General features: G+C 70.4%; 19 protein-coding genes. 9 read left to right on the top strand and 10 right to left on the bottom strand.

Annotated features, from left to right (window positions below; translation table 11 throughout):
- Positions 1 to 35 precede the first annotated feature (35 nt).
- Genes G9Q37_RS10980 through rsgA form a run of 3 tightly spaced genes read left to right on the top strand, consistent with a single transcriptional unit; the run spans position 36 to position 2,555 of the window.
- A complete protein-coding gene (locus tag G9Q37_RS10980) occupies positions 36 to 1,298 on the top strand; it encodes a M48 family metallopeptidase (RefSeq protein ID WP_166227237.1) in 1,263 nt (420 codons plus the stop codon).
- A gap of 22 nt (positions 1,299 to 1,320) precedes the next feature.
- Positions 1,321 to 1,641, top strand: a complete 321-nt coding sequence (locus G9Q37_RS10985) for a 4a-hydroxytetrahydrobiopterin dehydratase (protein ID WP_166227238.1) — start codon at positions 1,321 to 1,323, stop codon at positions 1,639 to 1,641.
- Positions 1,641 to 2,555, top strand: a complete 915-nt coding sequence (gene rsgA / locus G9Q37_RS10990; protein ID WP_166227239.1) for a ribosome small subunit-dependent GTPase A — start codon at positions 1,641 to 1,643, stop codon at positions 2,553 to 2,555. Before G9Q37_RS10985 ends, rsgA begins: the two co-directional genes overlap by 1 nt.
- 10 nt (positions 2,556 to 2,565) lie before the next feature.
- Here the strand turns inward: rsgA and G9Q37_RS10995 are convergent, their stop codons facing one another.
- The 6 genes from G9Q37_RS10995 to rpsP all read right to left on the bottom strand — a co-directional run bounded on the left by G9Q37_RS10995 (position 2,566) and on the right by rpsP (position 6,548).
- Entirely contained in the window at positions 2,566 to 3,495 is a 930-nt protein-coding gene (locus G9Q37_RS10995; RefSeq protein ID WP_166227240.1) for a CobD/CbiB family protein, read from the bottom strand.
- Between the two features lie 50 nt (positions 3,496 to 3,545).
- On the bottom strand, positions 3,546 to 4,232 hold the full coding sequence (locus tag G9Q37_RS11000) for a CoA pyrophosphatase (RefSeq protein ID WP_166227241.1): 687 nt from the start codon (positions 4,230 to 4,232) through the stop codon (positions 3,546 to 3,548).
- Positions 4,233 to 4,299: 67 nt separating this feature from the next.
- Positions 4,300 to 4,656, bottom strand: coding sequence for a 50S ribosomal protein L19 (rplS, locus tag G9Q37_RS11005; protein WP_166227242.1), 357 nt, complete (start codon positions 4,654 to 4,656; stop codon positions 4,300 to 4,302).
- A gap of 164 nt (positions 4,657 to 4,820) precedes the next feature.
- Positions 4,821 to 5,591, bottom strand: a complete 771-nt coding sequence (trmD, locus tag G9Q37_RS11010) for a tRNA (guanosine(37)-N1)-methyltransferase TrmD (RefSeq protein ID WP_166227243.1) — start codon at positions 5,589 to 5,591, stop codon at positions 4,821 to 4,823.
- Positions 5,592 to 5,697: 106 nt separating this feature from the next.
- Positions 5,698 to 6,285, bottom strand: coding sequence for a ribosome maturation factor RimM (rimM, locus tag G9Q37_RS11015; RefSeq protein ID WP_166227244.1), 588 nt, complete (start codon positions 6,283 to 6,285; stop codon positions 5,698 to 5,700).
- Positions 6,286 to 6,293: 8 nt separating this feature from the next.
- Positions 6,294 to 6,548: a 30S ribosomal protein S16 gene (gene rpsP, locus G9Q37_RS11020; RefSeq protein ID WP_166227245.1), complete on the bottom strand. Its 255-nt coding sequence runs from the start codon at positions 6,546 to 6,548 to the stop codon at positions 6,294 to 6,296.
- A gap of 164 nt (positions 6,549 to 6,712) precedes the next feature.
- Here rpsP and G9Q37_RS11025 point away from each other — a divergent pair, with 164 nt between their 5' ends.
- Both G9Q37_RS11025 and G9Q37_RS11030 read left to right on the top strand, forming a co-directional pair.
- Positions 6,713 to 7,243: a GNAT family N-acetyltransferase gene (locus G9Q37_RS11025; RefSeq protein ID WP_166227246.1), complete on the top strand. Its 531-nt coding sequence runs from the start codon at positions 6,713 to 6,715 to the stop codon at positions 7,241 to 7,243.
- Entirely contained in the window at positions 7,243 to 7,695 is a 453-nt protein-coding gene (locus G9Q37_RS11030; protein WP_166227247.1) for a TM2 domain-containing protein, read from the top strand. Before G9Q37_RS11025 ends, G9Q37_RS11030 begins: the two co-directional genes overlap by 1 nt.
- A gap of 12 nt (positions 7,696 to 7,707) precedes the next feature.
- On the opposite strand, the gene G9Q37_RS11035 is transcribed toward G9Q37_RS11030, so the two are convergent.
- From G9Q37_RS11035 to G9Q37_RS11045, 3 genes are read right to left on the bottom strand one after another with little or no spacing between them, the layout of a single operon-like run.
- Positions 7,708 to 8,664, bottom strand: a complete 957-nt coding sequence (locus G9Q37_RS11035; RefSeq protein WP_166227248.1) for an AEC family transporter — start codon at positions 8,662 to 8,664, stop codon at positions 7,708 to 7,710.
- Positions 8,665 to 8,716: 52 nt separating this feature from the next.
- Positions 8,717 to 8,962, bottom strand: a complete 246-nt coding sequence (locus tag G9Q37_RS11040; protein ID WP_166227249.1) for a hypothetical protein — start codon at positions 8,960 to 8,962, stop codon at positions 8,717 to 8,719.
- A gap of 26 nt (positions 8,963 to 8,988) precedes the next feature.
- Positions 8,989 to 9,486, bottom strand: coding sequence for a Fur family transcriptional regulator (locus G9Q37_RS11045; protein WP_166227250.1), 498 nt, complete (start codon positions 9,484 to 9,486; stop codon positions 8,989 to 8,991).
- 114 nt (positions 9,487 to 9,600) lie between these two features.
- On the opposite strand from G9Q37_RS11045, the gene G9Q37_RS11050 reads away from it, so the two are divergent.
- The gene (locus G9Q37_RS11050) at positions 9,601 to 10,470 is read left to right on the top strand and encodes an EamA family transporter (protein WP_205710638.1); all 870 of its coding nucleotides are present in this window, start codon (positions 9,601 to 9,603) and stop codon (positions 10,468 to 10,470) included.
- Positions 10,471 to 10,576: 106 nt separating this feature from the next.
- Here G9Q37_RS11050 and G9Q37_RS11055 read toward each other — a convergent pair whose 3' ends face one another.
- Positions 10,577 to 11,596, bottom strand: a complete 1,020-nt coding sequence (locus tag G9Q37_RS11055) for an aromatic ring-hydroxylating dioxygenase subunit alpha (RefSeq protein WP_166227252.1) — start codon at positions 11,594 to 11,596, stop codon at positions 10,577 to 10,579.
- 316 nt (positions 11,597 to 11,912) lie between these two features.
- On the opposite strand from G9Q37_RS11055, the gene G9Q37_RS11060 reads away from it, so the two are divergent.
- The 3 genes from G9Q37_RS11060 to G9Q37_RS11070 are packed head-to-tail and all read left to right on the top strand — an operon-like array spanning position 11,913 to position 14,318.
- Positions 11,913 to 12,944, top strand: a complete 1,032-nt coding sequence (locus G9Q37_RS11060; protein WP_166227253.1) for an ABC transporter substrate-binding protein — start codon at positions 11,913 to 11,915, stop codon at positions 12,942 to 12,944.
- On the top strand, positions 12,941 to 13,447 hold the full coding sequence (locus tag G9Q37_RS11065) for a nucleoside deaminase (protein ID WP_166227254.1): 507 nt from the start codon (positions 12,941 to 12,943) through the stop codon (positions 13,445 to 13,447). The genes G9Q37_RS11060 and G9Q37_RS11065 overlap by 4 nt, the downstream gene beginning before the upstream one ends.
- Positions 13,448 to 13,487: 40 nt before the next feature.
- The gene (locus tag G9Q37_RS11070) at positions 13,488 to 14,318 is read left to right on the top strand and encodes an urease accessory protein UreD (RefSeq protein WP_166227255.1); all 831 of its coding nucleotides are present in this window, start codon (positions 13,488 to 13,490) and stop codon (positions 14,316 to 14,318) included.
- Positions 14,319 to 14,336: the final 18 nt, after the last annotated feature.

Here is a 14,336-nt window from a genome sequence, read left to right on the forward strand (position 1 = left end):
TGTCTCTGATCGTCCCCGCTAGACTTGGCACCCTCATGGACACCGCCGCCCTCGCCTTCACCGCCGTCTTCTGCGCCCTGCTCGCCCTGGGGCTGCTCACGCGCACCGTGCTGGCCAGCCGCCAGATTCGCCACGTGGCGCGCCACCGGCACAGCGTGCCCGCCCCCTTCGACGCCACCATCCCGCTCGAAGCGCACCGCAAGGCGGCCGACTACACCATCGCCAAGACCCGATTCGGCCTGCTCACCACGGCCTTCGAGGCCGCGGTGCTCGTGGGCTGGACCCTGCTTGGCGGCCTCGACCTGCTCAACCAGGCGCTGCTCGCGCTGCTGGGTCCGGGCCTGTGGCAGCAGCTCGCCCTGATCGGCGCCTTCGCACTCATCGGCGGGCTGATCGGCCTGCCGCTGTCGTGGTACGCCACCTTCCGGCTCGAAGCGCGCTTCGGCTTCAACAAGATGGGCCTGGGCCTGTGGATCGCCGACGGCCTCAAAGGCCTGCTGGTGGGCGTGCTCGTGGGCGGCCCGGTGGTGGCGCTGGTGCTCTGGCTCATGGGCGCGGCCGGCCCCACCTGGTGGCTCTGGGCCTGGGGCGTGTGGATGGCCTTCAACCTGCTGGCCCTGGTGCTCTACCCCACGCTGATCGCCCCGCTCTTCAACAAGTTCGAGCCGCTCACCGACGCCGCGGTGAAGGACCGTGTGAACGCCCTGATGGCGCGCTGCGGCTTCTCGGCGCAAGGCCTGTACGTGATGGACGGCAGCAAGCGCAGCGCCCACGCGAACGCCTACTTCACCGGCTTCGGTGCGGCCAAGCGCGTGGTGTTCTTCGACACGCTGCTGCAGCAGCTCAATGCCGACGAGATCGACGCCGTGCTCGCGCACGAGCTGGGCCACTACCAGCGCCGCCACATCCACAAGCGCATCGCGCTGCTGTTCGCGCTCAGCCTGCTGGGCTTCGCGGCACTGGGCTGGGCCGCGTCGCAGGCCTGGTTCTACAACGGCCTGGGCGTCGAGCCCTCGATGCAGGCGCCCAACGATGCGCTCGCGCTGATCCTGTTCCTGCTCGTGGTGCCGCTGTTCAGCTACTTCCTGTCGCCGCTGATGGCGCAGCTCTCGCGCCGCCACGAGTTCGAGGCCGATGCCTTCGCGATGGAAAAGACCCGCGGCAGCGACCTCGCGAGCGCGCTGCTCAAGCTCTACAAGGACAACGCCAGCACGCTCACGCCCGACCCGGTGTACGCGCGCTTCTATTACTCCCACCCGCCCGCCAGCGAACGCCTGGCGCGCCTGTCGGCCGCCTGAGCGGCCCGTTTCCCGCACCGCCATGAATCCGATCCACCAGAACCGCCGCGCGCTCAATGCCACCGAGATCGTCACGCAGCTGAGCCAGCTCAACGGCGACACCGCCGACGGCTGGAAACTCATCGACGGCGCGATCGAGCGCCAATTCGGCTTCGCCAATTTCCACGAGACCATGGCCTTCGTGAACGCCGTGGCCTGGATCGCGCACCGCGAGGACCACCACCCCGACGTGGCCTTCGGCTACAGCCGAGTCACGGTGCGCTTCAACACCCACGACGTCAACGGCATCTCGGTCAGCGACATGTTCTGCGCCGCGGCCGTCAACGCGCTGCTCAAGGGCTGATGGGCAGCACGTTCGCCGGGCGGGTGGTGGCGGCGCACGGCCGCCATTGCCTCGTCGAAGGCGACGATGGCCAGCGCATCCTCTGCCACCCGCGGGGCAAGAAAAACAGCGTGGTGGTGGGTGACCGCGTGCGCTGGTCGCACAGCGGCGACGAGGGCCTGATCGAGCAGGTGCTCGAGCGCGACAACCTGCTCTACCGGCAGGACGAGATGCGCACCAAGTCGTTTGCGGCCAACCTCGACCAGGTGCTGGTGCTGCTCGCGGCCGATCCGGTGTTCTCCGACATGCAGCTCGCGCGCGCGCTGATCGCGGCCGAGGCCGCGGGCATCGAAGCGCTGATCGTGCTCAACAAGCACGACCTCGGGGCGCCCTTCGAACAGGCCTGGGCCCGGCTCGAACCGCACCGGCGCATGGGCACGCCGGTGCTGCCGCTGGGCCTCAAGACCGACCACGGCCTGGACGCGCTGCATGCGCGGCTGCGCGGCCGCAGCACGCTGGTGCTCGGGCCCTCGGGTGTGGGCAAGAGCACGCTGGTGAACCGGCTGGTGCCCGAGGCGGGCGCGCAGACCGGCGAGATCTCGCGCGCGCTCAATTCGGGCCGCCACACCACCACCACCACCACCTGGTACTGGATGGACGCCGAGCGCCAGAGCGCGCTCATCGACTCGCCGGGCTTCCAGGCCTTCGGCCTGTACCACCTGGAAGCGCCCGAACTCGCGCGCCTCATGCCCGACCTGCGCGCCACGCTGGGCGATTGCCGCTTCCACAACTGCACCCACCGGCACGAGCCGGGCTGCGGCCTGCGGCCGCACGTGGGCACCGACCCGGCGAGCGATCCGCTCGCGATCGACGAAACCCGCTACCGCCTGTACGGCGAGTTGTTCGACGAGCTCGCGGCCAAACCCACCTACTGAGGCCGCGGGCTCAGACGCGCGCGAGCGTGAGCAGCGCGAGCAGCAGCATCCACAGCACCACCGCGCGCCACACCAGGCCCACCACGCTGCCCAGGTGGGCCAGTTGCGGCTCGGGCCGCGCGCCGGGGTCGGTCTCGTCGGGCTCGACCACCGTGGGGTCTTGCGGCGTGAGGCGCACGTTCATCGCGCCCGAGGTGGCGGCCAGCACCACGCCGTCGCTGCCCGGGGCGAAGCGCTCGGCATCGGCGCGCCAGCTGCCCACCGCTTCCTCGAAGTTGCCCACCACCGCAAACCCCAGCGCCGTGATGCGCGCGGGGATGTGGTCGAGCCAGCGCCACGCGGTGGTGGCGGCCTCGCGCAGCGGCAGGCTGGGCGTGCCGTCGGGGCGCGCGCGCCAGTTGCGCGAGAGGTATTCGGCGAGCCGGTAGACCACCGCGCCCGCGGGGCCCAGGCCCGCGATCCAGAAGACGATGAAGCACACGAAAACGCCGAACACGTGGCGGTGCGCGGCCAGCACCGAATGCTCGATCACCTGGCGCAGCAACTCGGCGCGCGGCAGGCTGCTCGCGTCCACGCGCAACCAGGACGCGAGCTGTTCGCGTGCGGTGCGCTCGTCGCCCTCCTCCAGGCTGCGCCGGATCTCGCTGAAGTGGTGGCTGAACTGGCGGAAACCCAGGGTCACGTAGAGCACGGCCACGGTCCAGGCGAACGCAAGGAAGCCGCTGATCTGCCACAGGCCGTGGTACACGAGCGCCGCGACCAGACCCGGGACGCCCACCGCGAGCAGCCAGGCGATCCAGCCGTGCGAGCGCTCGCCCGCGTCAAGGTTGCGGCGCACGCTGCGGCTCCAGCCGCGCAGGCCCGCATGAACGGGGTTGTCGAAAGACAAGGGGCGCGCTTGTTCGATCAGCAGCGCCAACAGAATGGCCAGGAATCCCATGCCCTGCATGATAGTGGGGCACCGTATCGGTGCGCCGCACGGGCCACGAACTAGGCCGACAGGAACCGGTAGAGGTTGCGCAGCATGCCCGCGGTCGCGCCCCAGATGAAGCGCTCCTGGCGGCCGTCGTGCCAGGGCATGGAGTACCACTCGCGCACCGCCCCCTCGAAAGCGAAGGCGTGCCGGCGGTGGTGGCGCGGGTCCATCAGAAAGGGCAGCGGCACCTCGAAGACGTCGTCGACCTCGTGCGGATTGGGCCGCAGATCGAAGCCGGGCCGCACCAGTGCCACCACGGGCGTGATGTGAAAGGCCGTGCCGGTGATGTACTCGGGCAGCGTGCCCACGACCTCGATGTGGTCGGCGCTCAGGCCGATCTCTTCATGGGCCTCGCGCAGCGCAGCGGCCACGGCATCGGCGTCCTCGGGGTCGACTTTGCCGCCCGGGAACGCGATCTGACCCGAGTGCGTGGACAGGTGGGCCGTGCGCTGCGTGAGCAGCAGGCTCAGGTGCTCGCGCTGCACCAGGGGCAGCAGCACCGCGGCGTCGGCCGGTTCGCGGTCGGCAAAGCGGCGCTCGCGCACGAGTTCGGGCGTCCACGCAGGCGGCACCTGGAACTGGCTGCGCAACCCATCGGGCGTAAGCCGGTGCGCGGGGGCGGGCAGCAGGCCCTCGCTCGCGCCGGTGGCGACCACGGGCACGGTGCGGGGATCAAAAGGCGGCAGGCGCGTGCTGGACATGGTGGAACAGAGTGTGGCGCGCACAAAAAAGCCGCTCCGGAGAGCGGCTTTCGGGGACATGCGGCGATCAGGCGCCCAGCTTTTCCTTGATGCGGGCCGACTTGCCGCTGCGGTCGCGCAGGTAGTACAGCTTGGCGCGGCGCACGGCACCGCGGCGCTTGACTTCGATCTTGGCGATCAGCGGGCTGTACAGCGGGAAGGTGCGCTCCACGCCTTCGCCGCTGGAGATCTTGCGCACGATGAAGCTGGAGTTGAGGCCGCGGTTGCGCTTGGCGATCACCACGCCTTCATAGGCTTGCAGGCGCTTGCGGGTGCCTTCGATCACGTTCACGCTGACGATCACGGTGTCGCCAGGGGCGAAGGCCGGGATGGTCTTGCCCAGACGGGCGATTTCTTCCTGCTCGAGGGTCTGGATGAGGTTCATGGTTCCTGTTCCACGATCGTGGCCGCGCTGCACTAAAGGCCGCGAATCCGGTGCGCCAGCGCCTGAACGGCGGGCGCGATCCCGGTCGCGGCGGCCGGCCAGAGGATCGAAAAGCCGATCATTATAGCCAGACTGGCCAACCCCGGGAAAGCCCGGCGCCCGGCTCAGCCCAGGCCGCGCAGGAAACGCTCGTCGTCGGGCCCCAGGCGCCCCTCGGCGCGGGCCTGGGCGATGAGCTCGGGGCGCAGGCGCGCGGTGAGCGCCAGGCTTTGCTCGCGCCGGTGGCGCTGGATGCGCTCGTGGTGGCCGCCCAGCAGTACCTCGGGCACGGCCATGGGGCCGGCCGGGCCCTGCCAGACCTCGGGCCGCGTGTGGTGCGGGCTGTCGAGCAGGCCGTCGAGCGCGGGGTTGAAGCTGTCCTGCTGGTGGCTGCCCTGGTCACCCAGCACGCCGGGCTGCAACCGGGCCACGGCGTCGAGCAGCGCCATGGCCGGGATCTCGCCGCCCGAGAGCACGAAGTCGCCCAGGCTGATCTGGCGGTCGACGCAGGCGTCGATGAAGCGCTGGTCGATGCCTTCGTAGCGGCCGCAGACCAGCACCGCGCCGGCGCTGGCGGACCAGGCCTCCACGCCCGCGTGGGCCAGGCGCTCGCCGATGGGCGAGAACAGCACCACGGGCGCGCGCGCCGCCTCGGGCTCGGCGCGCTCGGCGCGGATCGCCTGCAGGCAGCGCCACAGCGGCTCGGCCATCATGACCATGCCCGGACCGCCACCGAAGGGGCGGTCGTCCACGCGGCGGTAATTGCCATCGGCGAAATCGCGCGGGTTCCAAAGACGCACATCGACCTGCTTCGATTCGAACGCACGGCGGTTGATGCCGTGCGCGAGGAAGGGCTCGAAGAGCTCGGGGAACAGGGTGATGACGTCGAAGCGCATGGACGGTGATTGTGCGGTTCGCGAGAGACGATCCGCCGCCGGGCCGCCCCAAGGCGGATCAGCCCCCTCGGGGGGCAGCGACCCGCGCAGCGGCGGAGCGTGGGGGTCAGTAGTCAGTTTGCCAGTCGGCGGTGATGCGGCGCTGCGCTTTGTCGACCGCGTCGATGTACGCATCGACGAAGGGGATCATGCGCTCGGCGGAGCGCTCGGCGCCGTCCACGGTCTCGGTGTATTCGAGCACCAGCACCGAGGTGGGCCCGGTGTTCATGAGGTCGCGCACCACGCCCAGGTGCACGCCCTCGCGGTTGACCACCTCGAGGCCGATCAGGTCGACCCAGTAGTACTCGCCCTCGGTGGGCTCGGGGAAGGCGCTGCGCGGCAGGCTGATGCGGCAGCCCTTGAGCGCCTCGGCCGTGTTGCGGTCGGCCACGCCGTCGAAGCGCGCCACCAGACCATCGGCGTGCGCCTTGAGTTCGGCCACGCGCACGGCCACGCAGCCCGTGAAAGCAGAAAAGCCGCGCGCGAAGCGGGCTTCGGGCGGCTGCAGGAACCAGTCGGTGCTGGCGAACAGCGCCTCGGTGTCGGCGCTGTGGGGCTGGATGCGGACCCAGCCCTTGATGCCCCAGGCATCGAGAATCCGCCCCAGTTCGACGGCGTCGGCCGGCAGGGCCGACGCGACCAGGGCGTCGCTCATGGCCGCGATCAGGCCGCGGCTTTGGCGGCGGCCTGCTTGACCAGGCGGGCCACGGTGTCGGACGGGGTGGCGCCGACGCCGATCCAGTGGGTCAGGCGGTCCTGGGCGATGCGCAGGGTTTCTTCGCCGCCCTTGGCCAGGGGGTTGTAGAAGCCGATGCGTTCGATGAACTTGCCATCGCGGCGGGCGCGCTTGTCGGCCACGACGATGTTGTAGAACGGACGGGCCTTGGCGCCGCCGCGGGAGAGTCGAATGACGACCATGATTTATCCTTCGGGTGGTTGCTCACCGGGGGTTTGGCTTGTGCACACACCCCGGTTGATTCCTGCAGCGCTTGAGACACACGACTGACCACCCGGCCAGCGAAACGCTGCAAAGCCCGCGATTATAGCCCGGTGCCCGCGCGCACCCCAGATTCCCACGCCGCATGCCGCTCATCCGACCCAGCCGCGACGAAGACCTCGCCGCCATCACCCGCATCTACGCCCACCACGTGCTGCACGGCACCGGCACCTTCGAAACCACCCCGCCCACCGAGGCCGAAATGTCGCAGCGCCGCGCCGACGTGCTCGGCAAGCAGCTGCCCTGGCTGGTGCTCGAAGACGACAACGGCACGGTGATCGGCTACGCCTATGGCAACTGGTTCAAGCCGCGCCCGGCCTACCGTTTCTCGGTCGAAGACTCGATCTACCTCGCGCCCGAAGCCGCGGGCCGCGGCCTGGGCCGGCTGCTGCTGGCCGAACTCATCGCGGTGCTCGAACGCTCGGGCATCCGCAAGGTGATGGCCGTGATCGGCGATTCCGCGAACGCGGGCTCGGTGGGCGTGCACCGCGCGCTGGGCTTCAGCGAGATCGGCGTGGTCAGGGCCTGCGGCTGGAAGTTCGGCCGCTGGCTGGACATCGTGCTGATGGAAAAGGCCATCGGCGCGGCCGACACCACGCCGCCGCAGGAGGGCTGATGGCGCGCGCGAAGAACAAGACCGTGGCGGTCTGGCTGGCCCTGGTCGGCGGCTCGCTGGGTCTGCACCGCTTCTACCTGCGCGGCCTGGGCGACTGGATCGGCTGGCTGCACCCGCTGCCCACGGCGCTGGGCTGGTACGGCGTGGAGCGCGTGCTGGCCTACGGCCAGGACGACAAGCTCTCGTGGGTGCTGATCCCCTTCCTGGGCCTGAGCATCGCGGCCGCCTGCCTCACGGGCATCGTCTACGCGCTCAGCGACGCCGAAAAATGGGACCGCTGGTTCAACCCCGAGGCGCCCGGTCAGGCCGCGGCGCGCACCAACTGGCTCACCATCGGCGCGCTCGTGATGGCGCTGCTCGTGGGCACCATTGCCTTCATGGGCAGCCTGGCCTTCGGCATCCAGCGCTACTTCGAGTACCAGGTCGAAGAGGCGCGCAAGATCAGCCAGTGACGCACCCCGGTCTCAGTTGAGCCAGGCCATGAGCCCCATGACCAGGCTCAGCGTGAGCGGCGCCGCGAGCGTCGACAGGCCCATGGTCGCGGTGGTGAGTTCCTGCGCAGTCTGGTAGCGCTGCGCGAACAGGAACACGTTGGCGCCCACGGGCAGCGCCGCGGTGACCACCACCACCGTGAGCGGCAGGCCCGTAACCCCCACCGACCACGCGCCCACCGCCACCATCAGCGGCAGCAGAAGGTTCTTGGCCGCCACCACCTCGAGCGCGGCGCGCCAGTGGCCCTTGAGCGGCGTGGCCGCCAGGCTCACGCCCACGAGCACCAGCGCGATCGGGCCGAAGGCGCTGCCCAACAGCTGCAGCGGCTTGTCCACCACCCCGGGCAGTGACCAGCCCGTCTGCGCGAACAGCAGGCCGCTGATGATGGGCAGCGGGATCGGGTGGATCAGCGTGCCCCGCGCCACCGAGCCCACCGTGGCCCAGAGGCGGCGCGCCTCCCCGCCCTGGGCGCGCGCTTCGCGCGCGACGATGAGCTCGAGCACGATGGAGCCCACGCTCAACTGGATCAGCGCGTGCACCGACACCAGCGTGAGCAGCGTGACCAGGCCCTGCTTGCCGTAGGCCAGTTCGATCAGCGTGATGCCGATCATGACCATGTTCGAGAAGGTGGCGGCCAGGCCCAGCACCACGCTGCGCGTGGTGGCGCCGTGGCGCCACACGCACAGGCCCAGCAGCAGCAGCGTCGACGGGAAGTACGCCAGCATGGGCCGCAGATCGAGCTGCTCGAAGCGCACCGCGCTCATGGTGCGAAACAGCAGCGCCGGGATCAGCACCATGAAGACCAGGTTGGACAGGTCCTTCAGCGCGGCCTCGCGGATCCATTGCAGGCGACCGGCCATGAAGCCCAGGCCGACCAGCAGGAACACGGGGGTGAGAGAAACGAAGACGGGGTGCGAGGCGAGGTTCACCCGGCGATGGTATCGCCGCGGTGCCCACCGGCCGCTGGCTCAGTGCATCGGCTCAGTGCGCATGGCGCATGCCGCAGGTCTTGCCGATGGCCAGGCCTTTGCAGGCGATCGCGAGCTCGGCGTGGCAGACCTTCTCGCCCTTGCCCGCTTCGAGGCACTTGGCCGCAGCTTCGTGCGCCCGGGCCATCGCGCGGTGGCGCTGCACGTCTTCCTGCGTTTCCTGCTGCGAATGCTGGGCGTGGGCGCTGCCCAGGGTCAGCAGCGGGATCAGGGCACAGAGAACAAGGGTCTTGGTCATGGTCATGGGTTCCGGAAAAAAAGGGATCAGGCGCCGCCGCCGGCGCTGCACGGCGCGCACACGCCACGCAGTGCAAGCTCCACGCGCTCCACGCTGTCGCCCTGCTGGGCGAGGCCGCGCTGCAACTCGCGCAGCCAGCCGCGGCCCGCGGCCGGCAGTGCACCGAGCGCGCGGTCCTGGCCGCAGCGGCGGCACTCGAAGCGCGGCAACAGCGGCGCCGCGCGCGCACCGGCCTCGGCGCCCTGCAGCGTGAAGCGCCAGGTGCGGCGGTCGTCGCTGTGGCGCGCGAGCACCTGGCAGGCGGCCAGGCGGTCGAGCAGGCGGTAGAGCGTGACGCGGTTGGGCTCGTGCCCGCGCTGGTGCAGCGCCTGCAGCACCTGGGCGTGGGTGAGCCCCTGGCCCGGCCGCGCAAGGAACACGCCCAGCACAGCGCGCGTGGCCAGCGTGCGGCGCAGGCCGGCGGCTTCGAGCCGGGCCTGCACGTGCTCGGGAACGGCGTCGGTTTCGGCGGACGGGCGGGGCATGGGCAGCTCTCTTAATGCAATCGAGTTGCGAATAATAACCGCATGTCCCGGGCCGGACCGCGGACCCTCGGGCCACTGACTACACTGCCCGCTCACCCACCGCCGGTCCCGCCCTTGCCCACCTCGCACCTGCTGCTCGCCCTCGCCGTCGTCGCGGTCTGGGGCACCAACTTCGTCGTCATCCGCTGGGGCCTGGACGGTCTGCCGCCTTTCCTGTTCGCGACCCTGCGCTTCGCTTTCTCGGCCCTGCCCTGGCTGCTGTTCGTGCCGCGGCCCGCAGCGCCCTGGCGCTCGGTGGCGGCCTTCGGCGTGCTGCTGGGCGCGGGCCAGTTCGGCCTGCTGTTCCTGGGCATCAACGGGCACATTGCACCCGGGCTCGCGTCGCTGGTGGTGCAGATGCAGGTGTTCTTCACCATCGGCCTGTCGCTGTGGCTCATGCGCGAGCGCGTGCGCGGCTTCCAGCTGGCCGGGCTGGCGCTCGCGCTGCTGGGGCTGGGCGTGATCGTCGCCAACCTCGACGCCACCGTGACCCTGCTCGGCCTGGGGCTGATCCTGGGTGCGGCCTTCTTCTGGGCCTGCGCCAACCTGGTCATCAAGTCGCTCGGGCCGGTGAACATGCTGCACTTCATGGTCTGGAGCAGCGTGTTCGCGGTGCCGCCCCTGCTGCTGCTGTCGCTGCTCACCGAAGGCCCCGCGACCATCGCGCAGTCGCTGCGCGCGGCCGATGGCGTGGTGTGGGCCAGCGTGGCCTGGCAGGCCGTGGGCAACACGCTGTTCGGCTACGGCGCGTGGAACTGGCTGCTCGCACGCCACCCCGCGGCCACGGTCACCCCCATGGCGCTGCTGGTGCCGGTGTTCGGCATGAGCGCCTCGGCCCTGAGCCTGGGCGAGGCCATGCCGGCCTGGAAACTGGGCGCCTGCGCGCTGGTGCTGGGCGGCCTGGCGGTGATCGTGTTCTGGCCGCGGTGGCGGAAGGGACACTGAGCGAGCAGGCCCACGCGGCGGGCCGGGGGCCATTCGCGCAGGGCGAACCCGGCGATCGCGGGGGTGCGCGAGGTGCCACGCGCGAAACGCCACGAGCACCGACACCTCAGCGATGCACCTCCCCCTCGCCCGCAGCCGCCAGCATCGCCATCAGCTGCCGCCGGATCAGGATGCCCGGCCGGTCGGAGTCCATCGAAAACTCCACCCCGCGCCGCCGCAGGTCCACCACCGCGTCCGGGTCGGTCGACTCCAGGATCTCCTTGTCCTCGCGCGTGATCTCGGCGTCGAAGTCGATCAGCATCTGCGCCGGGCAATCGGCCTCGGTGTCGTTGCGGAACAGCCATTGGCACAGCTGGATGCGGCCATCGTCGATCGGCGTGAAGCAATTGATGATCACGTGCCGCACCCCGCTCGGGTACTCGATGTCGAGCCGGCGCGAGAACGGCTGCATGTAGGCGTTGCGCATGTGGCGCTGCGTGATCGGGTCCTTCACGCCGCTGATGCGCTGGAAGCGCGCCGGATTGGCCGCGTCGATCACGGTCTCGGCGTGAAAGCCCTGCCCGTTCTCGACGATGTCGTACTTGCTCGGCTTGGGCTGCGCCGCCACGCCGAAGGTGGCGCGGTGCACAAAGCTGAAGTGCGAGTTGTCGAACGAATTTTCCAGCGCGCGCACCGGGCTGGTGTTCCAGGTTTCGTAGAACTGGAAGATGGTGCGCCAGCCCGGTGCACCGAACTCGGGCATCTCGGGAATGTCGGCCTCGGGCGTCTCCAGCGCCACCCAGGCATAGCCATAGCGGGCGGTGCAGGCATAGGCGGGCGTGCCGTAGTCCTTGGGAATTTCACGGTCCGCGCCGTACTGCGGAATCTCGATCACGCGCCCGCTGCGGTTGTAGACCCAGCCGTGGTATCCGCACTGCAGCTTGCCGTTCTTGCACCAGCCCTTGCTGAGCTTGGCGGTGCGGTGGCAGCAGCGGTCCTTGAGGGCGGCGGGCTCACCGTGCTCGTCGAGAAAGAGCACGATGTTCTCGCCCAGCAGCGTGAAGGGTTTGGGGCCGTCCTGCAGGTCCGCGAGCGGCATCACGGCGTGCCAGTGGCGGCGGAAGACGGGTTGTTGGGTGACGAGCATGGAAGCACTCCTGCGGAAATGGCTTGAACGGGGGGCTCAAGAGCAATTTCCTGCTCGCGCGGGCCGTGGGCACGGGGCGGGCTGAACGCTTCTACTCTCAGCCCGCACTGTAGCAAGACGCAGACCACCGCGGCCCCACACGGCTGTGCACCGCGCGCACCGGTGCGGTGCAATGCGGGCTGGCACGGCTCGTGCAAACACCAGCCTCAAGAGTAGAAGCGTTCAGCGGACCGCCCCATCAGGCACCGCCCGGAAATTGCTCTGTTGCCCCGGCGCCTGCGCGCGCCGGATCGCTCACAGCCCGCCGGAGAACCGCATGCAGCGCCGCCGCTTTCTCGCCCAGTCCCTCGCCTCCTCTGCCGCCCTGGCCCTGCCCAGCGTGTGGGCCCAGGGAGCGCCCAAGCCCACCCCGATCAAGTTCACGCTCGACTTCCGCGTCACGGGCCAGACCGCGCCCTTCTTTCTTGCGCAGCAGCGCGGCCACTACGCGGCCGAGGGCCTGGACGTGAGCATCGACGTGGGCTCGGGCTCGGTCGCGTCCATCACACGCATCGTGAGTGGCGCCTACCAGATGGGCCTGGGCGACATCAGCTCGCTGATCGAATTCCAGGCCGCCAACGGCGGCACGCCCGCGGTGCAGGCGGTGTACCAGTACTACAACCGCGCGCCCTTCGCCATCATCGGCCGCAAGGACCGCGGCATCACCGGCGACTTCAAGAGCCTGCAGGGCAAGAAGGTCGCGGCCGCGGCGGTCGAGTCCACCCGCCGCGCCTGGCCCATGGTGGCGCGCCGGCTGCGCGTGAACGAAGACTTCTTCACCTGGACCACCACCGACTTCTCGCAGCGCGACAACGTGATGGTGCGCGGCGACGTGGACGCTGCCACCTATTTCCACGACTCGGCCGTCTCGCTCTTCTCGCGCATGAAGCTCGACGAGCTCTCGGTGCTCAAGTACACCGACGCCGGCGTGAACCTCTACGGCAACGCCATCCTCGCGGGCAACGCGCTGATCACGCAGAACCCGGGCGCGGTCGCGGCTTTCCTGCGGGCCACCAACCGCGGCATCCAGGAAGCCTTCAACGACCCGGCCGCGGCCATCGCCGCCACCAAGGCGCGCGAGCCCATCCTCGTGGAAGCCGTGGAGCTCGAACGCTGGCGCATCACACGCGAGTACATCGCCGCGCCCGACACGCGCAGCCACGGCCTGGGCGACGTGCTCAAGCGCACGCTGGAGCAGCAGGTGGACGAGGTGAGCGAGGTCTACAAGCTCAAGACCCGCCCCGGCGCGGAGGGCATCTTCCACCGCGGCTTCCTGCCCTCGCTCAACGAGCGGACGCTGAAAGCATGAGCGCTGATCTGCCCGACGAAGTCGCGGTCGACGAGCGCGACGGCCGCTATCTGCGCCAGGCCATCGCCTGGTCGCTGACCGCGCGCGAGCGCGGCAACCGCCCCTTCGGCGCGGTGGTGATCGGCGAAGACGGCACGGTGCTCACCGAGGCCTATTGCAACACCGGCGAAACCGGCGACTGCACCGGCCACGCCGAAACCAACGCGGTGCGCCAGCTCGGCAACCGCTACCCGCGCGAGGTGCTCGCGCGCGCCACGCTGTACTCGTCGGCCGAGCCCTGCGTGATGTGCGCGGGCGCGATCTTCTGGAGCGCGATCGGCCGCGTGGTGTACGGCATCGACGCGGTGCGCCTGCGCGTGTTCCGCGGCGAACGCGCCGAACAGCGCGACGCCGAGCTCTCGTGCCGCGACGTGTTCGCGGCCTCGCCCCACCCCATCGCCTGCATCGGTCCCGCGCTGATCGGCGAGGCCAGCGAAGCGCACCGCGGCTTCTGGAAGACCTGAGCCACCCACCCCGGGGCGGTGCGCCGCCTACACTCCCTGCATGCCCTGGCACGCCTCCCTCGACCTGCACTACCAGAGCGCCAGCGGGCGCACCACGCTGCAGCACCGCCACAGCGGCCCGCTGCGCATCCTCAAGAGCCTCTACCCCGAAGGCCAGGGCATCTGCCACAACGTGGTGGTGCACCCGCCGGGCGGGCTCGTGGGCGGCGACACGCTGGACATCGGCGTGCGCGTGGACAGCGGCGCGCACGGCCTCATCGCCACCCCGGGCGCGACGCGCTTCTACCGCAGCAACGGCCCCGAAGCCGCGCAGCGCGTGCGGCTGCAGCTGGCCGCGGGCGCGCGGCTCGAATGGCTGCCGCTCGAAACCATCGCCTACCCCGACTGCATGGCGCGCAACACGCTGAGCCTGCAGCTCGAGGCCGGCGCCGAATGCCTGGGCTGGGACGTGTGCGCGCTCGGCCTGCCGGCCGCGGGCGAGCCCTTCGTGCGCGGTGTGCTGCACCAGCAGATCGAGTGGCCCGGCGTGTGGCTGGAACGCGCGCGCATCGCCGCCGACGACACGCGATTGCTCGACGGCCCCGTGGGCCTGGCGGGCCAGCGCGCGCTCGGCACGCTGTGGCTGGCCAGCGGCACGCCGCGCGAGAGCGAGGCGCGCGAGGCCCTGCTCGAGGCCGCGCGCGAGGCCCTGGGCAGCGCCGACGCCAGCGTGTTCGCGGGCGCCACCAGCCCCGATGCGCGCCTGATCGTGGTGCGCGCGCTGGCGCCGCAGGTCGAACCGCTGATGGCGGCCTTTCAAGCCGCCTGGGCGCGGCTGCGCCGCCTCGCCTGGAACACGGGCGCCGAGCCGCCGCGCATCTGGCGCGTGTGAAGCGCCGAACTGGCCGGC

It is taken from the genome of Hydrogenophaga crocea, assembly GCF_011388215.1.
In the GTDB taxonomy this organism is placed as follows: Bacteria; Pseudomonadota; Gammaproteobacteria; order Burkholderiales; family Burkholderiaceae_C; genus Hydrogenophaga; species Hydrogenophaga crocea.